The organism is Polynucleobacter sp. AP-Elch-400A-B2, from assembly GCF_018688355.1.
In the GTDB taxonomy this organism is placed as follows: domain Bacteria; phylum Pseudomonadota; class Gammaproteobacteria; order Burkholderiales; family Burkholderiaceae; genus Polynucleobacter.
Window position 1 is genome coordinate 1,664,786 of record NZ_CP061317.1, and the last position, 22,199, is coordinate 1,686,984.

Annotated in this window: 21 protein-coding genes; 6 read left to right on the plus strand and 15 right to left on the minus strand. The window is 43.9% G+C overall.

The features are described 5' to 3' along the window. The first annotated feature begins 35 nt into the window (after nucleotides 1–35). Nucleotides 36–416: a DUF2237 family protein gene (locus tag FD977_RS08650; RefSeq protein WP_215305010.1), complete on the plus strand. Its 381-nt coding sequence runs from the start codon at nucleotides 36–38 to the stop codon at nucleotides 414–416. 3 nt (nucleotides 417–419) lie between these two features. Here FD977_RS08650 and FD977_RS08655 read toward each other — a convergent pair whose 3' ends face one another. Further along, nucleotides 420–1,676 carry a DASH family cryptochrome gene (locus FD977_RS08655; protein WP_215305011.1) on the minus strand — a complete coding sequence of 419 codons (1,257 nt, stop codon included), beginning with the start codon at nucleotides 1,674–1,676 and terminating at the stop codon, nucleotides 420–422. Further along, on the minus strand, nucleotides 1,673–1,873 hold the full coding sequence (locus FD977_RS08660) for a DUF2256 domain-containing protein (RefSeq protein WP_215305012.1): 201 nt from the start codon (nucleotides 1,871–1,873) through the stop codon (nucleotides 1,673–1,675). The genes FD977_RS08655 and FD977_RS08660 overlap by 4 nt, the downstream gene beginning before the upstream one ends. A gap of 66 nt (nucleotides 1,874–1,939) precedes the next feature. Between FD977_RS08660 and FD977_RS08665 the strand changes: the two genes are divergently transcribed. After that, a complete protein-coding gene (locus FD977_RS08665; protein ID WP_215305013.1) occupies nucleotides 1,940–2,842 on the plus strand; it encodes a histone deacetylase in 903 nt (300 codons plus the stop codon). 22 nt (nucleotides 2,843–2,864) lie between these two features. Then, nucleotides 2,865–3,746 carry a transporter gene (locus FD977_RS08670; protein ID WP_215305014.1) on the plus strand — a complete coding sequence of 294 codons (882 nt, stop codon included), beginning with the start codon at nucleotides 2,865–2,867 and terminating at the stop codon, nucleotides 3,744–3,746. A 168-nt stretch (nucleotides 3,747–3,914) separates the two neighbouring features. Here the strand turns inward: FD977_RS08670 and FD977_RS08675 are convergent, their stop codons facing one another. From FD977_RS08675 to FD977_RS08700, 6 genes are all read right to left on the minus strand, one after another. Continuing rightward, entirely contained in the window at nucleotides 3,915–4,901 is a 987-nt protein-coding gene (locus tag FD977_RS08675; RefSeq protein ID WP_215305015.1) for a tripartite tricarboxylate transporter substrate binding protein, read from the minus strand. Between the two features lie 30 nt (nucleotides 4,902–4,931). Then, nucleotides 4,932–5,858 (minus strand): hydroxymethylglutaryl-CoA lyase, encoded by a 927-nt coding sequence (locus FD977_RS08680; protein WP_215305016.1) that lies wholly within the window; start codon nucleotides 5,856–5,858, stop codon nucleotides 4,932–4,934. Between the two features lie 29 nt (nucleotides 5,859–5,887). Beyond that, nucleotides 5,888–7,081, minus strand: a complete 1,194-nt coding sequence (locus tag FD977_RS08685) for a CaiB/BaiF CoA-transferase family protein (protein WP_215305018.1) — start codon at nucleotides 7,079–7,081, stop codon at nucleotides 5,888–5,890. 33 nt (nucleotides 7,082–7,114) lie between these two features. Beyond that, nucleotides 7,115–7,885: a hypothetical protein gene (locus FD977_RS08690; protein ID WP_215305020.1), complete on the minus strand. Its 771-nt coding sequence runs from the start codon at nucleotides 7,883–7,885 to the stop codon at nucleotides 7,115–7,117. 71 nt (nucleotides 7,886–7,956) lie between these two features. Next, on the minus strand, nucleotides 7,957–9,258 hold the full coding sequence (locus tag FD977_RS08695) for a lipase family protein (protein WP_215305022.1): 1,302 nt from the start codon (nucleotides 9,256–9,258) through the stop codon (nucleotides 7,957–7,959). Between the two features lie 20 nt (nucleotides 9,259–9,278). Continuing rightward, nucleotides 9,279–9,932, minus strand: coding sequence for a cupin domain-containing protein (locus FD977_RS08700; protein ID WP_215305023.1), 654 nt, complete (start codon nucleotides 9,930–9,932; stop codon nucleotides 9,279–9,281). A gap of 192 nt (nucleotides 9,933–10,124) precedes the next feature. Between FD977_RS08700 and FD977_RS08705 the strand changes: the two genes are divergently transcribed. Further along, on the plus strand, nucleotides 10,125–11,042 hold the full coding sequence (locus tag FD977_RS08705; protein WP_215305025.1) for an MBL fold metallo-hydrolase: 918 nt from the start codon (nucleotides 10,125–10,127) through the stop codon (nucleotides 11,040–11,042). Between the two features lie 44 nt (nucleotides 11,043–11,086). On the opposite strand, the gene leuD is transcribed toward FD977_RS08705, so the two are convergent. From leuD to FD977_RS08725, 4 genes are all read right to left on the minus strand, one after another. Further along, nucleotides 11,087–11,728 (minus strand): 3-isopropylmalate dehydratase small subunit, encoded by a 642-nt coding sequence (leuD, locus tag FD977_RS08710; RefSeq protein WP_215305027.1) that lies wholly within the window; start codon nucleotides 11,726–11,728, stop codon nucleotides 11,087–11,089. Continuing rightward, nucleotides 11,721–13,142, minus strand: coding sequence for a 3-isopropylmalate dehydratase large subunit (leuC, locus tag FD977_RS08715; RefSeq protein ID WP_215305028.1), 1,422 nt, complete (start codon nucleotides 13,140–13,142; stop codon nucleotides 11,721–11,723). Before leuC ends, leuD begins: the two co-directional genes overlap by 8 nt. Beyond that, complete coding sequence (locus FD977_RS08720) at nucleotides 13,139–14,041, minus strand: alpha/beta fold hydrolase (RefSeq protein ID WP_215305030.1); 903 nt, start codon at nucleotides 14,039–14,041, stop codon at nucleotides 13,139–13,141. The genes leuC and FD977_RS08720 overlap by 4 nt, the downstream gene beginning before the upstream one ends. A 156-nt stretch (nucleotides 14,042–14,197) precedes the next feature. Further along, nucleotides 14,198–15,175, minus strand: a complete 978-nt coding sequence (locus FD977_RS08725; protein ID WP_215305032.1) for a DUF6282 family protein — start codon at nucleotides 15,173–15,175, stop codon at nucleotides 14,198–14,200. A 141-nt stretch (nucleotides 15,176–15,316) separates the two neighbouring features. Between FD977_RS08725 and FD977_RS08730 the strand changes: the two genes are divergently transcribed. Beyond that, nucleotides 15,317–15,973 carry a DsbA family oxidoreductase gene (locus FD977_RS08730; RefSeq protein ID WP_215305034.1) on the plus strand — a complete coding sequence of 219 codons (657 nt, stop codon included), beginning with the start codon at nucleotides 15,317–15,319 and terminating at the stop codon, nucleotides 15,971–15,973. 85 nt (nucleotides 15,974–16,058) lie between these two features. Here FD977_RS08730 and ggt read toward each other — a convergent pair whose 3' ends face one another. Continuing rightward, nucleotides 16,059–17,759 (minus strand): gamma-glutamyltransferase, encoded by a 1,701-nt coding sequence (gene ggt / locus FD977_RS08735; RefSeq protein WP_215305036.1) that lies wholly within the window; start codon nucleotides 17,757–17,759, stop codon nucleotides 16,059–16,061. A gap of 250 nt (nucleotides 17,760–18,009) precedes the next feature. Between ggt and FD977_RS08740 the strand changes: the two genes are divergently transcribed. Further along, a complete protein-coding gene (locus FD977_RS08740; protein ID WP_215305038.1) occupies nucleotides 18,010–19,062 on the plus strand; it encodes an asparaginase in 1,053 nt (350 codons plus the stop codon). A gap of 202 nt (nucleotides 19,063–19,264) precedes the next feature. Here the strand turns inward: FD977_RS08740 and FD977_RS08745 are convergent, their stop codons facing one another. Both FD977_RS08745 and FD977_RS08750 read right to left on the minus strand, forming a co-directional pair. Continuing rightward, complete coding sequence (locus tag FD977_RS08745; protein ID WP_215305040.1) at nucleotides 19,265–20,305, minus strand: STAS-like domain-containing protein; 1,041 nt, start codon at nucleotides 20,303–20,305, stop codon at nucleotides 19,265–19,267. A 429-nt stretch (nucleotides 20,306–20,734) separates the two neighbouring features. Further along, on the minus strand, nucleotides 20,735–21,307 hold the full coding sequence (locus tag FD977_RS08750) for a hypothetical protein (RefSeq protein ID WP_215305042.1): 573 nt from the start codon (nucleotides 21,305–21,307) through the stop codon (nucleotides 20,735–20,737). Nucleotides 21,308–22,199: the final 892 nt, after the last annotated feature.

The following is a 22,199-nucleotide window of genomic DNA, read 5'->3' on the forward strand; positions in this document are numbered from 1 at the left end:
TCAATCGTCCATACATCACCACTTAAAGAACATTCATGTCTACTGATCTACCCCTCAATGTTTTAGGTCAACCCTTGGTTGCCTGCTCGTTTGATCCACTCACTGGATTTTTTAGGGATGGTTGCTGCAAGACTAATGAACAAGATCTTGGTAGTCACTTAGTCTGCGCGATTGTGAGCAATGACTTTCTGCAATTTAGCCTCAAACGTGGCAACGATCTCATTACCCCGCGTCCTGAATATCAGTTCCCAGGACTGATTGCTGGAGATCAGTGGTGTCTTTGTTTGAACCGCTGGATCGAGGCCTTAGAAGCCAACTGTGCGCCTAGGATTAAGCTAGAGAGCACGCACATCAAAGCTTTGAAGAAAGTCTCGCTAGAAGTACTAGAACAATATGCAGTGGTAGAGCAGTTTTAAACCCTATTGGGGTGAGAGCCAAAGTTTGCGGTAGATTTCTTTTGGATCGTGGTCTTGAGTTTGCTTGGCTACATTAAAAGGTCTACCACCCCTAGGATCCGTTCCGCGCCCGGCAATATAAAGCCAATTTCCTTGATTGCTATAGACGTCATAATCAATTAGCTGAGACTCAAACCACGCTGCGCCTGCGCGCCAATCACCTTTCATATCGTATATCCAGTAACTAGCCACAATCTGACGCATACGGTTCGATAGATAACCACTCTGCTGCAACTCGCGCATACCTGCATCAACTAAAACAGTGCCCGTGGTGCCCGTACGCCATTGTTCAAAACTGGCTGCATACGATGGTTTTACGGGTACACCAGTTAAACCACTGGCGCGATACAACTTCTGACCATACTTAAAATGAATAAAACGGAAGTAGTCACGCCAAAGTAATTCAAACCAAAGCCAATAGGTCCCATCGTTGGCGCCAAAGTGATTTTCATACTCGTTGATTTGCGCTGCGATATCCCGTGCTGAAATGCAACCTAAAGCCAACCATGCTGAAAACTTACTGGAGTAATCTCTCCCAATGAGTTGATTCCGCGTCTCCTTATAACTATCAGGAAGGCGTCGCTCTAAATATTGACTGAGGTGTACTTGTGCGGCAGTAGCACCTCCTAAAAAGAAAGGGTGAGCATCAGATTGAGGGCTACAGAATGGCATTGAACTCTGAGGCAAGGCTGCCGGCAACATCGGAATCTGCTTAGGCGCATTGATGGGCCGAGCGAACTTGAGTTGTGCCCGCTCTACATCACGCCGAAATGCCGTAAATACATCGGGCATTTTTTCCAAGGAGAATGGAAAGGCTTGTGGATCTAGCATACTCGATTGCCAAAACTCTTCAACATCAACACCCTGCTCCTGCATTATTCTGACTTGCTCAATCTCTTCAGGGGCTTCGATTTGCTCGCAATAGATTGCGATTGCAGCAGTACTTTTGACTAGCTGCAGTAATACCTCTGCTGACTCGCCGGACAATTCCAATAGGTCTGACCCTTGAGCTTGAAGCTGAGCCTTTAAATCATCTAAGGATGCCCTTAAAAAAGTCTGCCGATACGGTCCTTGTCGCTCAAAGCCATAAACCTTCCCTTGTTCTTTTGAATCGTGCACATAAACCGGCAAGAGCTGGTCAGCTTTCAAACATGCCTGAGCAAAGGCAGGATTGTCTGCCAAACGTAAATCATTTCGAAACCAATAGACGATGACTGTCACTTATTCTTTCCACTAGTGCTAGCTACGGTATTTGTAGTTGTTTTTTTAGAGCGGCAAGCATCGGAGCAGTACTTCACTTCATCCCAATTTTTAGCCCAGGACTTACGCCAAGTCATTTCTTTAGCGCAGACCGCACAAGTCTTGCTAGGCAGGAATGATTTATTTCCTTTAAAACTTAATTTTTCAGCTCGAGCCATACTTACCTATTTAAAAACGAATAGACTATTCAACTCATTCAAGAGCTAAGAAAAGACCGGAACGCATTGAAAGCCTTTTATACCGACCACTATGTTTTACCACTTCCACCGGGACACCGCTTTCCGATGGAAAAGTACAGCCGGCTGCGTGATTTAGTGAGTAAGCTAGTAGGGCTAGAGCTAGTAGAGGCTCCCGCTGTCTCTGATACTCAGATTCTGTATGCGCATGATCCCAGTTATCTCATCAAAATCCTCTCAGGTAATTTAAGTCCTAAGGAGCAGCAAGAGATTGGCTTTCCTTGGAGCGAGCTCATGGTGGAGCGCTCACGTCGCTCTGCTGGTGCCACCCTTGCCGCTGCGAAGGTGGCACTCAGTGAGGGCTTAGCAGCCAATCTCGCTGGCGGTACGCATCATGCTTACCGCAATAAAGGGAGTGGATTTTGCGTCTTTAATGACTCTGCGATTGCCGCTCGAGCACTTCAGAAAGAAATCAATCCAAACCTAAAGATCGCCATCATCGATTTGGATGTTCATCAGGGCAATGGTACTGCTGCTATTTTAGAAAATGATGCTTCTATATTTACCTTATCTATACATGGGGAAAATAACTTCCCTTTTACAAAAGAGCGTAGCGATCTTGATGTTGGCTTACCAGACGAAACGGGAGATGCGATCTATTTAGCAGCGCTTCATCAAAGTCTAGAAATAATAGACACACGCTTTAAGCCCAATTGCATTATTTACTTAGCTGGGGCCGACCCCCATGAGGGAGATCGCTTAGGCAAGCTCAGTCTGACTCAAGCAGGAATGCGGCAGCGAGATGAGGCTGTTTTTCAGTATGGCTTAGATCGCCAGATTCCAATTGCCTTTAGTATGGCGGGCGGATATGGCAGAGAAATTCAGTCAACCGTGGACATTCATTTTCAGACCATCCAAACTGCACTTCAGTTTCAACAGCAATACGGTTGAGTTACCCTACAATACGCTCACCATGATTTACATTCGAACCGCCCTAGTCTTATTAGCCTTAACTAAACCACTTCTAACGTGGGCGATAGATTTGCAACCTAACGATATTGTTGCGCCACTGCCCAATAAAAATTACGTCACGGTGAGCTACCTGAATACCGAGAACAACACGTTCTATCGAAACGGTAGCGCTGCATCGAGCAGCCCTATCATTGATACTCAGAGCGCAATTTTTCGTGGCACCAGAACGTATGATCTAGGCAGCCTGCCAGCAGTCAGCTTTATTCAGCTACCCTACGGATCTATTCAACCAGGGGGCTCACTAGTAAGTCAAGCAGGCGATACTGGGATTGGTGATCTCACGATTGCAACAGCAATATGGCCGTATCACAACAGAGTCACCAGAACCTATCTTGGCCTAGCGGGATACCTCATTAGTCCAACTGGCAGCTACTCCAGTCAGCGAGCTTTTAATGTGGGTGAGAATCGCTTTCGCACGGACTTGCAGGTGGGCTTTCAAACACCGATCACCTCCAATGTGGATGGCATGATTGCAGTCGACACCATGTGGTTTGGCAGCAATAGTCAATGTGCTACTGCATGCAACTTAACTACTAACGGATCCTTAACTCAAAAGCCACTGACAACCACTCAGCTAGGCCCCATCTACCGTATCAATCAAACCTTTACCGTAGCAGCCTCTTACTTTTATGTCGCTGGTGGTGCAACATCAATTAACAACAACTATCAGAATAACGTTACCAATACACAAAGATTCTTATTAAGTGGGCAAGCCCACACATCGATTGGTAGAATTTCTTTGCAATACGGACGTGACACAGAAATTAAAAACGGCTATGTTCAAACGCGCTTACTTGCTGTCAGACTCATGAAAGAGTTTTAATCGTATTACTCAATACCGATTGGCTTTATAAGTAGTCCAGTATTTCTGCATCTTAATAACTAGAGGTCTATCGACAATAAAATTCGGGTATAAAAGTCCACGCATACACTCTTATTAGCGGTAGGTATACGAGGCGGTCTTTATGATCGATTATCTAATGCAACTGCCTCAATCAGCTTCAATCTTGGCTGCTTTGACCACCGCAGTCCACCTGGTATTTTCAGTCTTAATAAACTCATCTAACTGCTTGGGATTCATATAGACGGCCTCAGCACCCATCTCCAACGCTTTTTGTTTGAATGCCGGTTCGGTCATCACCTTAGCGATTTCAGTTGTTAGTTGATTGACAATAGTTGTAGGTGTGTTGACTGGAGCAAAAACTGCGAACCATGATGTCGCGTCTAGCTTTGGTAATCCTGCTTCAGCGGCTGTAGGGACATCAGGCAAACTTTGCAAACGCTTCTTGCCTGTTGTTGCTAATGCACGCAGTTTGCCAGTTTGGATGTGAGGAATAAATGGAGGAGGCGTTCCAAATGTCAAATCAACCTGGCCACCCAATAAATCAGCTAATGCCGGCCCAGTACCTTTGTAAGGAATATGGGTCATTTTGATACCGGCCTGCTGCTCTAACATCGCCCCAGTAACATGTTGCAATGAGCCATTGCCTGAGGACGCATAATTTAACTTACCAGGATTTGCCTTTGCATAGGCGATCAGATCATTCATTGTCTTAAATGCTAGGTCTGCACGTATCACTACAATTTGTGGTGCTGAGATCACATTTGCTACAGACTTGAAATCTTTAAGCTCCCATGGCAATGGATTTTTGCTAACCAACGGCGTAATGACATGGTAGCCAGAATACTGAACCAATAAAGTGTAGCCATCAGGATCTGCTTTCTTAACAGCAGCAGCAGCAATCGCACCAGATGCTCCCGCTTTATTTTCAACCACAATCGTTTGGCCTAAAGCAGCCCCAAGAGGTAGAGCCAAGACCCTGGCCGTGAAATCTGTCGTACCGCCTGGGGCAGAAGAGGCGATGAATGTAATCGGGCGATTCGGATACTTACCCGAATCCTGACTATAGCCAGCAATAGATACTTGACTTAGCAGAATCAGAGCCAAAAAGTTGATCCGAGAAAAATAGGTACGCATTGAACTAACTTTCAATTTAAGCAAAGCAAATTAACGCAATTCAGCCACGTAAGCTGGGGCTGGATGTAAAGTGCAGCTACTACCAGCCTTGGCAACTTGTCCCGGCACGGGATGTCCAACAATCAAAGGCAACTCACGTGCCAAATCGATTAATTTAGAGATATTAATGCCTGTATCGTATCCCATGGCATCGAGCATATGAACAGCATCTTCACTGGAAATATTGCCGCTAGCACCTGGCGCGTAAGGACATCCCCCTAATCCACCAAGAGAGCCATCAAACCGAGTAATCCCAGACTGCACAGCAGCTAGCAGGTTGGCTAAGCCCATTCCACGAGTATTGTGAAAATGGAAGGTCAATTGCAGGTCAGAAAACTTCTTCTGTAAATCATTTGCCATGGTCGCCACTTGTGCAGGATGTGCCATACCGGTGGTATCGCAAATAGAGACACCACGTATACCCAAGTCTGCAAAGCGTTGCACCAAATTCTCTACTACGCTTTGCGGTACATCGCCTTCCATCGGGCAACCAAAAGCAGTGGATAGTGAAACATTGATGGGGGTTCTACCGTCTACATACTGGATCACTTCAGCCAATCCAGCAAAACTTTTTTCTCGGCCCATTCGCAAATTAGCTAAATTATGAGTTTCAGAAGCAGACATCACCAGATTAAATTCATCTGCACGAGATTCAAAGGCACGCTCAGCGCCGCGTAAATTCGGCACTAAGACCGTATATTCAACCCCAGGTACGCGCGTGATTCTACCCATGACTTCTTCTGCATCGCGCAGCATAGGAATAGCTTTAGGCGATGTAAATGAGGTCACCTCAATCTTGGCGAATCCACACTGGCTAAGCTCATCTACTAACTTTATCTTGTCATCAGTAGGAATGAAATTGGGTTCAATCTGGAACCCATCCCTAGTCACCACATCATTGAAATAAATTCTAGTCATAAGATTGAATCGTTTGCTTAAGTTGTTGATTATTTAGTGAAGGCAATACCGCGCTCTTTTAAGGATGCCACTTGAGCCTCCGTCAAACCGATGCTTTGTAAAATTTCATCTGTATTTTCTCCAATATCCGGAGCCAGAGTTTTAATTGATCCAGGGGTACGCGAAAGCTTTGGCAGCACGCTTGGAACATCTAATTTGGTCCCGTCATGCATCTGAATACTTTCGATATTGCCACGCGCTTTGTAATGGGGGTCGCTGACGATATCAGCGACGGTATATATTTTCCCAGCAGGAACCGCCACTGAATCGAGTAACTGTAGAGCCTGATCAGTCGTCATTGTTTGAGCCCAAATACCAATCGCCTGATCTAACTCCGCAACCCGCGCTACCCTGCCATCATTATTTTCAAGTGCCGGATCATTCGCTAAATCTGCTCGACCAACGAGATTCATCAGGCGCTTAAAGATGCTATCACCATTACCGGCAATTAATACATAGCCGCCGTCAACGCAAAGGTAGGCATTGCTCGGAGCAATGCCGGGTAAGGCACTACCGCCTGCTTGCCGTACTTCTCCAAAAGCGCTGTATTCAGGCACCAAGCTTTCCATGCAATTGAAGACCGCCTCATATAAGGCAATATCAATGATTTGGCCTTTGCCACTCTGATGACGCTCTTGTAGTGCCAATAAAATTCCAATCACGCCATGCAATGATGCCAAGGTATCGCCGATGCTAATACCAACACGAACTGGCACTCTTCCTGGCTCAGCAGTTAAATGTCGCAAGCCGCCCATCGCCTCAGCAACCACACCAAATCCCGGCTTATCTCGATAAGGTCCAGTTTGGCCATAACCACTAATTCTTAAAACAATCAGCTTAGGATTGAGCTCAAGCAATTTCTCTGGATCAAGTCCCCAACCCTCTAAAGTGCCCGGTCGAAAATTCTCGATCAGAACATCTGCTTCTTTGATTAAGGTGCGAACAATTTCTTGAGCTTCAGCTTGCTTTAAATCCAATGAGAGAGAGCGCTTATTGCGCGACTGAACCTGCCACCAGACTGAAGTGCCATCTTTAAGCAAGCGCCATTTACGCAAGGCATCCCCTACTTTGGGTGGCTCAATCTTGATGACATCAGCACCAAAATCTCCCAGCGTTTTAGCGGCAAATGGTCCAGCGATTAACTGGCCCATCTCAATCACTTTTAGCTTGGCTAATGGCTCCATATTTACGCTTGAATGGGCTATCTTTTAAGAAAATTAAAATTTAAATGTCACAGCAACTTGGGGCCCCAGCATAGTGGTTTTTTGCAAAACACCACCCTCTTTCATGTCATAGTACAAAGCACGATAGGTCAGCGAAGCATCAATCAACTTACCAAAGGTTTTACCTACTCCAGCCATTGCTTGCCAAGTTAAGTTTGTCGCACCTCCTCCGCTACCAATATCGCCATAGAACGGTACATACCAAGTGGAATCTGCAATTCGATAACGACCTTTAGCACCAATAATAGGATCGACTGTAGAAGTAGTTTTAGATGCTGCGCCATATCCATTCACATTTAATGTAGCTGTCGCATAGATCGCTCTTGCACCAAGCAAGGCATCTAGATAAACGTCTTTGGTATTAGCGACTGTATAGCTTGCCATACCAGTCAATATCGTCTGCTGCAAAGTAATCTTATCTCCAACGGTATTACCTGTATTTGGAATCACACCAGTTTTTTGCAAAGTGGCAGAAACTACATCGCCTATGACACCCCAATTCCCCTTATGCGCTTCTGCAGAAATCATGCCCCCAGATTTAAGATTACTCACAACATCACTTGAATTAAAGCTAGCCGACTTCGCAAGTCCACTATCAAGACCGAGAGTGCCTCTAATACCAGGCGCCCAAACGTAAGGCGTTACTTCAAAGCGCCAAGCTTCAGAAATTGCAGGAATAGGACTAACATCTTCTGCCGCATGAGTTAATCCCGCAGATACAAAGCTTGCAGCTAGCAAAAAAATCAATGATGAGATATTTTTCATAATAAGCAAAAAGTAAGCCGTTAAAAATAGTTTCTATTTTAGAGTTTAGCGCCTTGAAAGTGAACGTCGATCTAATTAACTGGACATCCATTAGCCAATTGCTTTCCAGCAATACGATCTTTAATCCAAGTCAGATACATGGGAGCTGAAACGCCGGGAGTACTAAAGTGGGTTTGCTCTCCTGGCAACTGGACTCTCTGTATGTTTGCACCCATAGCGCACATCTGCTTTTGATATAGCTCATGCTCAATTGGGGGAACTGCAGTGTCTTTAGTGCCCCAGTAAATAACAACTGGTACAACAGGTTTAATTGGCTTCACACTACCATCAATTAACGCTTTTACCCAGGCTAAGGAGTTGCTAGCCTGAGGCTTCAACAAAGACTTGTACTTGTCTCCATAAGCATAATTAAAAGAATCAGCCATCACATGAACACACTTATTACTAGCCAATTTATCCACAAACTGCGCGCCCTCATCAGTCAGGATATCTGTCAACTTGAGATGTGGATATGCGGCTTGAGCACCCCAAAGACCCATTACATAGTGAGCGAATAAAAATATATTCGGGACATTGGCCTGAGTAAATTCATTGATCAACTTGTTCGCGCCAAGCTCATCAGTCGGTGGGTTACGGAGCATAGCTGCTTGATCATCTGGTGCCAAGCCAATAAACCCAAGAAATTGAAGATTATCTGCGGCAGTGCCTTGAAGGGATTGGTAGTCAAGCAAACTTGCAGCAGCTAGAATTGCTCCGCCACCCTGCGACCAACCGTAAGCAATCGCCCTCTTGCCAGCGCCAGGCTCTTTCATTGAGCTTGCTGCTCTTACAGAATTAATAACATCTCTACCATTGGTCCCCGCAATCGCATATTGATGTTTACCACCACCGCCCAGCCCTTGGTAATCCGTGGCAATAATCACATAGCCTTCCTTAATGAATTGCTCAACATTCGGAATGCCGTAGTCGGTCCAAGAGTTGCCATCCGCTAAAAAATATTCATTCAAGGGAGCGGTTGGATCAACAATTTGGGATGGGCCACAACTTTGAGCCGATCCCGTGGTACCGTGCGCCCACGCCAAAATAGGTCTTCCTTCTTTTGGGGCGGCTCCCAGAGGGGCAATGATGACCGCCGTGGCAATAGTCTTGCGCTCAGCTACATCAGATGAAATATAAGCAATTCTCCATGCTTGCGCACCCTGCACTGATGTTTTAATTTTCTCTTGCTTTACGATTTGCCCCAATTTTCCTGCGGGGCTCATTTTTGTGACAGCTTCATAAAAAGGCGGAAGCGGTGGAGCTGCTTGAACGCACAAGGGAAGTGAGCCAATAAAGAATAGGGGCAATAAAAATATCTTGAATAAATTTTTCATAAAAAATCCTGTAAACACAATCAAACTAATAAATGACCAGTCTTAACAAATATAGTACATCCCTCTTTACTGAAAGGCTGATGCAAACTCAAATGGGGGCTTCTGATCCATGAGCCAGCGGGATAGCGCCCATGTTCATCCTCAAACACACCGTCCACCACAAAGATTTCTTCACCTCCATAGTGCTTATGTGGGTTGAAATAGGTTTGGGGAGCCCATCGAACCAAAGTGGATCCATTACCCTGCCGCATGAGCGGCATTACATGAAGACCAGGAACCATGCCTTGATGCCAAGGCGCTGATTTGGTATCAACGAGCTCTCGCTCCACTTGCTCAACTCCAAGATGTCGCAGCTTCACAAAAAGAGTGCAACCCGTTTGACTATGAGGAGCATGAGAAGATCCAGGGGGATTCATGATGTAGGTGCCAGCCGGATAATCGCCGGCTTCATCGCTAAATACTCCATCAAGCACCAATATCTCCTCACCAAATTCATGGGTGTGCGTTGGAAAATGAGAATTAGGTAAATAACGAACGATCGAGCTTGCCTTTGCAATTTCATCGCCAACACGATCCAGCATACGTCTTTCAATACCCGCTTCAGGGCTAGGAACCCAAGGTAGATCATGATGATTAATCACGACTCTCTTACTGTAGTCAGAGTTGATATTCATTTATTACATTCAGATATTTAAAAGGATGGCTAAGCATAGCAAGCAATTTTAGTAGATGTGGATAAATCCAGAATCCCGACTCAAAATAGGAGGGCTATCAAGAAAAAAACCCTTGCTAAGGGTATTTACCAAATCTTCATTGGAATAAGTTGCTTGATATCGACTTAGACTATTCACAACCCAGGAGGAAATATGCAACGTCGTCAGATACTAAAAATGTTGGTCGCATCAAGTGTCATTTCTGTGCCGGGGTTTCTACTCGCTCAGAACAGTAAGCCAGCACAAATAACGATTATTTATGATGCCTTTGGGAAACCCTCTGACCTGGGTCGTGGCTGGGGATACGCGGCACTTATCGAGTATGGTGGAAAACGGATTCTGTTTGATACCGGCGGGCAATATAAAGTATTTGCGGAAAATGTTAAAAAACTAAAAATTAACCTGAAGAACTTAGACTTTGTTGTGCTCTCTCACAGACATGGTGACCACACATCAGGAATCCAATTTGTTTTAGAGCAAAACCCCAAGGTTCAGTTTTATGCCCCCACTGAACCCGGCTCGTTTGGCAATCCAATTAATGGCGCCAGTCCACTTGGAAAATTGATATCTAGGAAAGTAGATGATGTTCCACATGATCTACATTACTTTGATGGTAAGTATGAGGATAGGTACAAAGTTGACTCAGCTTGGCCAACAGCAAACATCACATTAATCGATAAACCAACCGAAGTAATGCCTGGATTTTATCTATTTAAGACCATATCCGAGAATAAAGGAACTATGGAGTTGAATGAACTTTCATTAGCCATTAAGACCCCTAAGGGACTAGCAGTTATCGTGGGATGCTCTCATCCGGGTATTGAAAAAATACTAGCAGCCGCCTCTGAAATTGATCCCAAAATTTATACACTGGCCGGAGGACTCCATCTAGTGGATGTTAGCGACCAACAAATTACTCAAATTGCTTCTAACTTTAAGAATAAATGGGGTATCGAAAGAGTGGCTGCAGGCCATTGTTCTGGAGAATTTGCTCAAGCTGAGTTTAGTCGCAGTTTTGGCGATAGGCATGATCACTCTGGCGTTGGAGAGATTATTCTTTTGCCAAAATAGTTTTCGTAAGTACTAATTACACAACAGATGGCCGCTCAGTACACTCAACTGAGCCTGTCCATCGTTTTTCTTGCAACATCCTTTACCCAAGCTTGCTTATTCCAGTGCTCCTGGGCAAAAGCATCGATTTCTGCCTTGTACTTTAAGGTAAGGCCAATCACATCTAAGCCTTCCAAGAACATGCGGCGATGTCTTGCTGACATGGCAAATGCGAACTGATGATTGATAGTGCGAACCGTGAGGCTCTCAATATCAATATCCAGGCTGATTGGTGCGCCTTTATCATCAGCTTCTTTCATTAAAGCTTGCACTTGATCTTCAGGCAAAACAACCAGCAATAAACCATTACCCATTGCATTGGAGTAGAAAATCTCTGCAAAGCTAGAAGCAATGACTGCCTTAAATCCAAACTGCTGCATCCCCCAAACAGCATGTTCACGACTAGAACCACAGCCATAGTTTGAGCCTGCGATCAAAACATCCGTTTTTGCATAAGCAGGCTGGTTCAAAAAGAAGTTTTGCTTTGGCTCTCCATGCTCATCAAAGCGCAGATCATAAAATAAACCCTGCGCTAAGCCAGACTTATCGATGCCGCGTAAAAACTGCTTTGGCATGACTTGGTCAGTATCAAAATTAGCAATACGTAACGAGGCGGCGTGTCCATTAATTTTGGATAGCTTATGCATTGTTAGCTCCTTGTAACTTACGTACATCTGTAATCTTGCCCGTGACTGCAGCAGCAGCTGCCATTGCAGGACTCATCAAATGGGTAATTGCATCCCTACCTTGACGACCCTCAAAATTGCGATTAGTTGTGGAGGCGCAGCGTGTGCCAGAAGTTAAAACATCATCGTTCATGGCAAGGCACATGGAGCAACCCGGCTTGCGCCATTCAAAACCAGCGGCAATGAGCTTGTCGGCAATGCCCTCTTTTTCAGCCTGAGCTTTAACGGCGCCAGAGCCCGGCACAACCATCGCTCGAACACCGGGCGCTACTTTGCGATCACCGATTGCGGCAATCACATTCCGCAAGTCTTCAATACGGCCATTAGTGCAAGAGCCGATAAATACATGGTCAATTGGCGTACCCTCTAATGTTTGACCATCAGATAGCTTGGTATATCTCAAGGCTTGTTCAAGACTCAACTGATCAATTGGATCTTGAATAGAATCCTTTATTGGAATAGTAGCGTTAATAGCAATGGCTTGATCTGGACTGGTTCCCCAAGTTACAAAGGGCGCCATATCACTTGCATCAAACTCATATTCTTTTTCAAACTGAGCATCTGCATCTGAATATAAGCTTGCCCAGTACGCTAATGCACGGTCTTTTATCTTACCCGTAATATCAGGACATCTCGCCAGCACGTAATCGATAGCTGTTTTATCTGGTGCGATTAAGGCTCCTCGAGCGCCCGCCTCCACTGCCATATTGCATAAAGTAAAGCGTGCCTCAGTACTCAAATCTATTAGCGCCGATCCACTGAACTCAACTACGTAGCCAATTGCACCCTTAGCACCAATCTGGCTAATGATGTTCAATATCATGTCTTTAGAAGTGGTGCCAGCTGGCAATACTCCATTGATCTGGATACGCATATTTTTAGCTAAGCGGTATACCAAGGTTTGGGTAGCCAGTACATGCTCAACTTCGGATGTTCCAATACCGAAACCCAGCGCCCCTAAAGCGCCATAGGTAGTAGTGTGGCTATCACCACAAATGATCACCATACCTGGACGTACCATGCCATGCTCGGGTGATACGACATGCTCAATGCCTTGCAATGGGTGATTGGTGTCAAACAAGGGGATGTTGTGCTTTACACAATTCTTCTTCAGATTTAACGCTTGCAATGAAGAGGCTGGATCAGCAATCTTTCTAGGCATTTCATGATGAGTAGGAATGATATGGCTCACAACAGAGATATTCTGTCCCGGCATAAGCACTTCACGACCTTTTTCATCCAGACCTGAAAACGCTTGTGGACTAGTGTATTCATTCATCAAATGTAAATCGCAGAAGAGCAGCACATTCTCCTCATCTAACTTCACTACCGTATGAGAATCCACTAATTTTTGATACAGAGTTTTAGCGCTCATCGACTATCTCGATTTAAAAATGGCATTACTTTTTCCAGCAGAATATCTGGCGCCTCTTCTGGAAGATAGTGCCCACAAGGCAAAGTCTCACCAATCACATTTCGACAAATCGCCTGCCACTCTTGGAGGGGCTTAAAGCATTTATCAACCACGCCATCCGCACCCCACAGCACCATCGTGGGCATCTCCAACTTCCTTCCAGTTGCAATGTCTTCACGATCGTGAATCAAATCAATTCCGGCTGCAGCGCGGTAATCCTCGCACATCCCATGCGCCGCTCCAGGCAAGGCAATACAGCGCATGTATTCAGCTAAGGCCCTGGGATCAAAGGGCTTTAGACCGGCATGGCGCCTTCCCATTAAATCCCGAATATAAGCTGCAGGATCCGCTTCAATGAGTCGCTCCGGCAGAGGCGAAGGCTGTATTAAAAAGAACCAGTGCCAGTAGGCTTTAGCAAATGCATCATTGGTTTTTTCATACATAGAGAGGGTGGGTGCAATATCAAGCATGATCAAGCTTCTAACTGAGGCAGCATGATCCATCGCTAAACGATGTGCGACTCGCGCACCCCGATCATGCGCCAGCACATCAAAACGATTAAATCCAAGTTGGCGCATCACCTCAACTTGATCCTGTGCCATCTCTCTCTTTGAATAATTACTATGGTCACTTGTACCCTCAGGTTTAGAAGAGTCTCCATAACCCCGTAGGTCCGTCATGACTAATGTGTGCTTTTTCATGAGCTCTGGGGCAACCTTATGCCAAATAGCATGGGTTTGGGGATGTCCATGCAATAGCAATAGTGGTGAACCAGACCCACCCACATGGCCAGCAATTTGAATTCCATTCACCTCAAAAACACGCGCCTGAAATCCAGGAAATAATGCATCTGATGACATAAGTACCATTCGTATATTGATTTAATCTACAGTAATACTAAGCTGATTCATATAACTCTTTAAACTCAATGCAATAAAAAAATGCCAACCCTAGAGTTGGCATTAATGTTGCTAGTGAGGCCACTTGGGCCTAGGCCCTAAAACCACAGTCAAAAGTTAATATTTCAACCCTAATAACTTGGCAGGATTCTTTTTCATCATAGTGTCAATATCTGACTGAGAAACGCCTGCAGCCTTAACGGCTGCAATCTCATTTTCAACTCCATCAGGAGGCGTCATCATCCCTTGCTGACCTAGGTCGGTCGATAACACTAAGTGCTCTGCACCGATTTCCTTGACTGCCTTTGCCACAGTATTGGCATCTACCTTCTCCCAATGCGTCATCCACTTGTATTGAGCATCTGGGCCAGTCATAAACTGCAAGTAACAAATCTCAATCTTTGCACCCATCGCAGCAACTTGCTTAGCTTGCTCCATGCTCAGACCTGGAATATTGGTTAAGCCATGGGTAATTAAAATATTGTTTACCCCCAACTCTTTTGCACGCTTAACTACCACCATAATTTCCTCAGCTGAAACGTGGCCTGTTGCCAAAATTAAATTTTCTCGCGCAATGATCTTTAAAACTTCTTCCATCTCTGGCGTGACATTGCCATTAGCAGTTACAACAAGACCAGATTTATTTTTATCAACTAGTGTCTTCACATGCTTATCGGAGTCAAAGGTAGGGAGCCATACCACTTTGCCGCGACCGCCTGACATACGGTGCATCCACTCCACTGCAGATGGATTTACACCCCCGACAGATTTATTGAGGACAATTCCGCCCCAAACTTCAATGCCCGGAACTTGCTGCATCACAAGTGCAGCTCTGTCTGCAGTCGTAACAACGTGATTTTTAATTACAAAACCGAGCATGCCTTTGCGTTTAGCGATCATTGCAAGCTCAATATCCGTCAGCGATCTACCAAATACATCGGGATCTGGATGCACATGCATATCAATCACCCCAGCAGCCGGACTCACTTTCGGGGGTGGTGGTGGGAATCCAACTTGCGCGAATAGAGGGGTAGTAGTCCCTAGTAAGCCCGCAGTACAGATGAGCAAAATGGTATTGAATGTATAGCGAATCATTTACTGTCTCCTTGTATTATTTTCATCTACTGTACTTCAGATAAATTGGGGCGTATTTAAGTAGTTGCCCCTAGGAGACACTCAATGTATCTGACCTTCTAAATCATTTCACAATACATTGGCTTCTGTAGAATGAATCCCATGAAACCAACGATCAAAATTGACTATGTATCCGATGTTGCTTGCCCTTGGTGTGCCGTAGGCTTAGGCAATCTCAATCAGGCAATTGCCCAATTAAGTGACAAAGCAAATTTTGAGGTTCATTTTCGGCCCTTTGAGCTCAATCCTAAGATGCCCTTGGGTGGTCAGGATGCCATTGAGCACCTCACTGAAAAATATGGCTTAACCGTAGAACAGGTCCAAGCCAACCAAGCAAATATTCGGGCCAAGGCGCTAGAGGCAGGCTTTGAGTTTCATCCAGAAGGACGGAAAAGGGTTTACAACACTTTTGATGCTCATCGCCTCTTATATTGGGCTAGCAAAGAATATGACCTACAAAAACAGGCTAAGCTAAAAAAAGAATTGCTCAATACTTACTTTTGCCTCGCAGTAAATCTAGATAAACAAGAAAATGTAATAGATGCAGTACTACGGGCTGGACTCGATAAAGACAGGGCCCAAGAGATACTCAATGGCAAAGAGTTTACAAACGAAGTGCGAGAAGAAGAAGTGACTTATACAGGCGCTGGTATCAGCTCGGTCCCATCCATCATTCTCAATGGGGAATACCTCTTGCAAGGAGCCCAAGCTCCTGAGTCATTCGTAAATGCATTTGAGCAAATCCTCCAGAAGGACTAAAAAGACAAAAACCCCCACCATTGCTGATGAGGGTTTTTTTGCTAGTGGTTCACTAGGACTTCAACCTAAAACTAAAAGATCGAATCTAAACTCCTAAGGCCCTTCCATCACTTCTTGGATCATGTGCTCCAGTGATCTTCTTAGCTTGGTAGTCAATCACTATGGCGCCAGGGTGTCCAGCTAATGGGCTTTGAGCGGCAATCTCACTCATTTCATGACCACGCTTGCCGAGCTCAACAAATACCTCTTGCCCAGCATCTTTTTCAAGCTTTAAGGAGTCCCTAGTATCTGAGAATGTTTTACCTAACAAGAATCTAGGCTTGGTCAATGCCGTTAATGGATCCATCTTGTAGTCAATCAATCTAGTTAATACAGCTGCCAATGTCTGTGGCTGACCATCCGCCCCTTGAGTGCCGTAAAGAATGGTTGGTTTTCCATCTTTAATATACATACCAGGATTCAGTGTATGAAATGGGCGCTTGCCAGACTCAAGACGATTGGGTGACTTTGGATCCAAGTTAAAAGAGGCTCCACGATTGTGCCAAAGCATTCCGGTATCACCAACTTGCACACCGCTACCCCAGTCGAAATAAACCGTAGTGAGCATAGAAGCGCAGTTTCCCTTGCTATCTACTGCCGCTAAAAATACTGTATCGCCGTTCTTGTAAACATATGGCCAAGGCATGGCCGATTCCATTTGAATCTTCTTGGCTTGCTGATCTAGGTAAGCATTAGATAGCAGTCTTTGACTTGGAACGTCTACAAACTTCGGATCAGCCACAAACTTGTTTCTATCAATAAAGGCCAGCTTCACCGCCTCCACTAAGAGATGGTAATAATCAGGACTACCCTCAGGAATCTTAGATAAATCAAAGCGCTCTAAGATACCCATGATCTCTAAAGTTGTAATAGCCTGAGTTGGAGGTTGGTTGCCAAGCAAAGTTCCTCCGCGATACGCAACACTTAATGGCGGCTCAATTTGTGCTTGGGTTAAGGCCAGATCCCGTGCTGTTAACGGTGAGCCCGCATCCTTTAGTCCTTTTGCCAAAATTGCAGCGAGCTTACCTTCATAGAAATCTCTATATCCACGCTCCGCAATCATCTCGATTGTTTTAGCCAGCTTTGCTTGCTTAAAGATTTCACCAACTGCGGGGACTTTTCCATTAATCAAATAACCAGACTCAACTCCAGGCAGTGAACCCATTTCTTTTAAGCGGAAATTGAGCCAAAACACTTCCGATGCTGAAACAGGAAAGCCATCTTTTGCTAATTTAATAGCCGGTGTCAATAGTGATGACCATGATTTCTTACCTTGAAGATCTTTTTTGCTAATTTCATATGCCTTACCCAAAGTATCGACATAAGCAGCACTTGTCAGCATGGATTTTGGGCCTCGAACAGGGATACTACCCGAGTACCCGCTAATATCCTGTGGCGCCTGCCCAATCCCGGAAATTGTCTGGGCTTTACCATTGGCATCACTAATAATCATGAATGCGTCACCGCCGTATCCTGAGAAATGCGGATAAGTTACCGACAGGCAAGAAGAAATAGCAATAACCGCTTCAATTGCATTTCCGCCAGATTGCAGTACTTTCAATCCCGCCTCTGTCGCCAGCTCGTGTGGACTTGTCACCATACCCTTACCCGAAGTAGCCAGCGCACTCTTTGATGCAGGCTGTGCAAATGCAAAGTCTGGGATAAGTGGCGATATTGCCGCCATACCTGAAGCTTGCATAAAACCGCGACGCATTTTTAAAGATGGATTGAGTTTCTTATTAGTCATTACATATCCCCGTATTTTTTATTTTTAATTACTGCTACTTCATCGTAATCTATCAGGCTCCAAATTAGTGCAGGGTTAATGGAAACTACTGATGCCAGTAAATCTAATTACCAATTCATAACTGCTCCAAGATGCGAAATCTAAAAAACCAGTAAAAACCCTAAGCTTTGGGTGAATAGGATAAATTTCATTACAGATTTACCAAATTCATTAATTATTCTAAAAATATGCACAGGGGTACGCTTACAAAATGAAATACAAACATCTAATAATTTTGAGCCTTATTTCTTTAATACCGCTCAAGCAAGTTGCCGCACAAAATCTTCCGACAGTCAAATTCATTGCAACTGGCGGTACGATTGCGATGAAGATTGATCCTGTAAAAAATGCCCCTGTACCGGCCATCAATGGAGATGACTTACTTGCTGCAGCTCCAGAAGTTGGTAAATACGCCAAAATTGAAGTTAGCAATATTTCTAATGTTCCATCGGACTATATGAATCCCGAGCGATGGGTAAGCCTTACAAAAGCAGTACAAGAAGCCCTGGAGCGCTCAGATATAGCCGGCGTCATTGTTTCGCATGGAACAGATACATTAGAAGAGACAGCTTTTTGGCTTGATTTAACAATTAAGTCTAATAAACCCGTCGTTTTGATTGGAGCCCAAAGGAATGCATCTGTATCCGATTTTGATGGCCCAAGAAACCTGACCAATGCTGTACGGATTGTTGTTGACAAACAATCAGAGGGCAAAGGGGTTCTACTGGCAATGAATAACCAGATCAACTCAGCCAGATACGTCACCAAGACTCATACAGCTAACGTGGAAACATTTAATTCTGGAATCTTTGGAATTATTGGCGAGGTTTACCAGGATCGTATTTTTTATGCTTACAATCCGATTAGACGCCAGTACATCAAGATTAAGTCTGACAAAATGCCAACGGTAGATATCGTGGCAATGTATGGTGGTGCAGATGGAATTGCACTAAAGTCAGCCGTGGATCGCGGGGCTGATGGAATAGTAGTTCAAGCTCTAGGCATGGGTAACATGAATGAATCCATGTATGAGGGGGTTAAATACGCAATTTCAAAAAATATTCCCGTGGTGATTTCCACTCGCGTTCTTAATGGCCGCGTTATGGGTAGCTATGGATTTATTGGTGGAGGAAAAACTACGGTTGATGCAGGAGCAGTTATGGCAGATGACTTGCGCGCTCAGAAAGCCAGAATTTTGTTAATGCTGCTTTTACAGCAAGGCACCAAGGATCAAAAATCATTACAACAAGCTTTTGACAAATAAGATAAGCGAGTTTTTGCACTATTCAACTTATCTTACTAAGAATGTAAAAATGCCAACCTGAGGGTTGGTATTTTTATTTCTAGTGCGCCCACCAGGACTTGAACCTGGGATCAAAGGATTCCAGTTTGCGTAGCTTTCACTACTCCCCAGCTTATAGACTCATCATATCCGTTACTGGACTTAGATGGGTGCAGTCTAGTCTTTACCCAAAATTACTTTGAGCAGCCTTAATCATTTTTTTCACCTCAAGACTCTCATTAATAGAGTGAATGGTAATTTGCGGATTTTGTTTAACAAAAACACGAAATACTTCATCTGCAAATGCCTGACCAATTGATTCAACACCCTTAAAATCCAATAGGACAGTTTTAAAACGATCAACGCGATTTAAAATACGCTTCGCCTGTGAACGCGAAATAAGCTGCCCACCTTCGTATAGAGCTAGCTTAACGGGAACAACGGTTTTATTAAACGCGTAATCTTCGTCTTCCGTGCCGCTGAAACTATCAAATACTGTACGCAATATTCTTTCTGAATTAAGCGCTATCTTCATGACAACCCTGGTTCCTTGATGACTTTTTTCGTTATGAAGTAAAAAATCTATTCCCGAGTCGTCTGCATGTGTAAAGACTAAATCACCAGAAAAAATAAAAAATTCATCGAAAGCACGAGATGAGAAAAAGATTCCTTGCCCAGTATGATTGCTTGGATCCGTAGTGAGCTTTCCTTTGCTCAACTCCAAAATAGATTCACGTGGATCATGTAACTTTAATAATCTAGCTATATGGTTAAAAATTCCCTCGCCATTGTCAATAATTGATATTGAAACAAAATCGGGCGTTCTTTCTACATGAATATAGACCTCGGTGCCTTCCGAATGATCAATGGCGTTATTTAGCATTTCAGTAAAACCGTAATGACAAATATTGGCAATTTCTTTAGGCAAGCCATTAAATATTTCACTAAAGTCACGTGAATAGACTTCAGACTCCTCTAGTCCCTTTAATTTAAATAGGCCATCATGAAATCGCTTTACGCCTAACTGATATACCCGTGCCTTTGTACTACCACTGGAAGCTAAAAATCCATCGCTGACTAAGGCTGCAAAATGCGCATGGATAGCCTGCCTAGTGAGGCCAAACCTTTCCATTGCGGAATGAGCTAAATCGAGTTGATTGGCTTTAACGCCATCCACCAAGAACTGACGTACTTCTTGGGAGCGTTTTGTTTTAGCAAATTTCATGTCTATTTTTGTAAAGTATTATGAAATTATTGTAAAGTTTTATGAAATTATTGTAAAGTTTTATGCCAGAGATTGACAAGAAACATCAAAAAATATCATTTAAACCCCTCTAAAAGCTCTTTAGCTTTATTCACTGCCAAGTCAAGCTGAGTCTCTTTAGTAGTGGCTCGTATCCACTTGTTATCTACCTTATAGCGACATTGCCATACGGCACTATGCTCGCGTTAATAGAGGGTTAGGTTACGGTGTATGAGTTGATGTGTACTTTCTTTTTTAGTTGCCATACACATACTTTAGCTTCTGACGCTAGGCTAGAGCAACCTGATTGGAGCAAAAACAGGGGTCAATTTAGCCAAAAGAAAGTGTGGCTATTTTTGGTGATTATTGGGGAGATTGCGGGGAACGAGCGTAACTTAAAGTAACGCTTATCTATGATGTGCCAATTGCTATTTCTATTTGAGATATTTTTTCAAGATAAAAATCTAGACCAATTGCTGCAATGATATGCGGGGTTTCGGTAGAAATATCTTTACCTGCACATATTTTAGGCGGATCAAATTTTTTCCCACAATTGATTACCGAAATAATATGTAAAGAATCAATTTTGAATTCAATATCAAAATTTCCCTCTATTACTAAATTATCGGGCGCTTTTCCACCTTCAAGAATTCCTCTAATTATTTTTCCACCACCCAATCCGCCTGTAATTTTTGTATAACCTCCAGCCTTATCGGTAATCTGACGCATAGAATGCTCATCCGAATTTCTTGCTTGCATTAGGTAGGCTATTAAAGGATCTGAATTTCTAGCCGTGTTTATAGTATCAATTACCCTTTTAGCTCGCTTATCATTTTTATATAAATCTTTTAGCTTATTAAAGCCTCTATCTAAACTGTGTAGAAATTCTTTCCAATACTCTTCATACTCCTCTAGATTAGATACTGAGGACATAAGCTCTATTAGCTCTTTAGCTTTCTCGAATTCTTTAATTTTTTTCTGCATACCTAATTATGGACAAAAAAATACCAACCCGAAGGTTGGTATTTTCATTTCTGGTGGGCCCACCAGGACTTGAACCTGGGACCAAAGGATTCCGGTTTGTGTAGCTTTCACTACTCCCTGGACTATGCCTTCATCATATTGATTGCTCAACTTAGATGGGTGCCGTCTAGTCTCTACACCTTCAACAGCACTTTCACGCTGAAGCTTGGCTCGGCGTTAGCGTATTCATTGCTGAACTTAGCTTTCTCCGAATTTGACACCATCCCTTATGCAGTTTCCACGCATAAGGCACAACTTTCGCTATGAGTCCTCTGCTCTAACCAACTGAGCTATGGGCCCTTAATCATTACATTTACTACACACCTTGCTGCTGGTGTTTACCACTGCAAAACCACACTAAAACCGCATTTACTACACACCTCGGTTTTTGCTCTGGTGTGTAAGCGGTGTGTAAGCAATTTTGACCGCCTAATCGACCACTAACCTCTTGAATCTATTGAGGTCTTTGTTACAAGACCCCTAGGGCTTCTTTCTTATGAGAGCAGAAGCCCAAGATAGAGCCATATAAACAGGGGGTCTGCGGGTGGTCAGTGTCGGTGTGTAAGCAAATGTGTAAGCAGATTCGGGGATTTAAAGGAAGTGGCCCCTCACTCTTTGGTTTTCGAAACCAAAGGATTTTTGGAGCAACCATCTAACACCTCGTTGCTCCAAAGTATTTTTGAGGAAATAAGCGTCACTTAAAGTAACGCTCAAAAAAAATCACTCGAAGATATTTTTGGTTTGTTTCTTTTCGGTGAGCTAAGTGGCTATTTAAATTGTCTCAGTCTTAAAAGTCGCTCATAAGATACTTGCCAGATTACCCAAAAATATAGCGGTAGCTATGCAAGTTCAA

Excerpts from the sequence above, each read along its gene's own strand:
- FD977_RS08750 (WP_215305042.1), bottom strand. The coding sequence starts at position 21,307 with ATGCAGAAAAAAATTAAAGAATTCGAGAAAGCTAAAGAGCTAATAGAG.
- FD977_RS08670 (WP_215305014.1), top strand. The coding sequence starts at position 2,865 with ATGATTTACATTCGAACCGCCCTAGTCTTATTAGCCTTAACTAAACCA.
- FD977_RS08725 (WP_215305032.1), bottom strand. The coding sequence starts at position 15,175 with ATGATTCGCTATACATTCAATACCATTTTGCTCATCTGTACTGCGGGC.
- FD977_RS08675 (WP_215305015.1), bottom strand. The coding sequence starts at position 4,901 with ATGCGTACCTATTTTTCTCGGATCAACTTTTTGGCTCTGATTCTGCTA.
- FD977_RS08695 (WP_215305022.1), bottom strand. The coding sequence starts at position 9,258 with ATGAAAAATTTATTCAAGATATTTTTATTGCCCCTATTCTTTATTGGC.
- FD977_RS08650 (WP_215305010.1), top strand. The coding sequence starts at position 36 with ATGTCTACTGATCTACCCCTCAATGTTTTAGGTCAACCCTTGGTTGCC.
- leuD (WP_215305027.1), bottom strand. The coding sequence starts at position 11,728 with ATGCATAAGCTATCCAAAATTAATGGACACGCCGCCTCGTTACGTATT.
- FD977_RS08730 (WP_215305034.1), top strand. The coding sequence starts at position 15,317 with ATGAAACCAACGATCAAAATTGACTATGTATCCGATGTTGCTTGCCCT.
- leuC (WP_215305028.1), bottom strand. The coding sequence starts at position 13,142 with ATGAGCGCTAAAACTCTGTATCAAAAATTAGTGGATTCTCATACGGTA.
- FD977_RS08680 (WP_215305016.1), bottom strand. The coding sequence starts at position 5,858 with ATGACTAGAATTTATTTCAATGATGTGGTGACTAGGGATGGGTTCCAG.
- FD977_RS08705 (WP_215305025.1), top strand. The coding sequence starts at position 10,125 with ATGCAACGTCGTCAGATACTAAAAATGTTGGTCGCATCAAGTGTCATT.
- FD977_RS08720 (WP_215305030.1), bottom strand. The coding sequence starts at position 14,041 with ATGTCATCAGATGCATTATTTCCTGGATTTCAGGCGCGTGTTTTTGAG.
- ggt (WP_215305036.1), bottom strand. The coding sequence starts at position 17,759 with ATGACTAATAAGAAACTCAATCCATCTTTAAAAATGCGTCGCGGTTTT.
- FD977_RS08685 (WP_215305018.1), bottom strand. The coding sequence starts at position 7,081 with ATGGAGCCATTAGCCAAGCTAAAAGTGATTGAGATGGGCCAGTTAATC.
- FD977_RS08660 (WP_215305012.1), bottom strand. The coding sequence starts at position 1,873 with ATGGCTCGAGCTGAAAAATTAAGTTTTAAAGGAAATAAATCATTCCTG.
- FD977_RS08740 (WP_215305038.1), top strand. The coding sequence starts at position 18,010 with ATGAAATACAAACATCTAATAATTTTGAGCCTTATTTCTTTAATACCG.
- FD977_RS08700 (WP_215305023.1), bottom strand. The coding sequence starts at position 9,932 with ATGAATATCAACTCTGACTACAGTAAGAGAGTCGTGATTAATCATCAT.
- FD977_RS08745 (WP_215305040.1), bottom strand. The coding sequence starts at position 20,305 with ATGAAATTTGCTAAAACAAAACGCTCCCAAGAAGTACGTCAGTTCTTG.
- FD977_RS08690 (WP_215305020.1), bottom strand. The coding sequence starts at position 7,885 with ATGAAAAATATCTCATCATTGATTTTTTTGCTAGCTGCAAGCTTTGTA.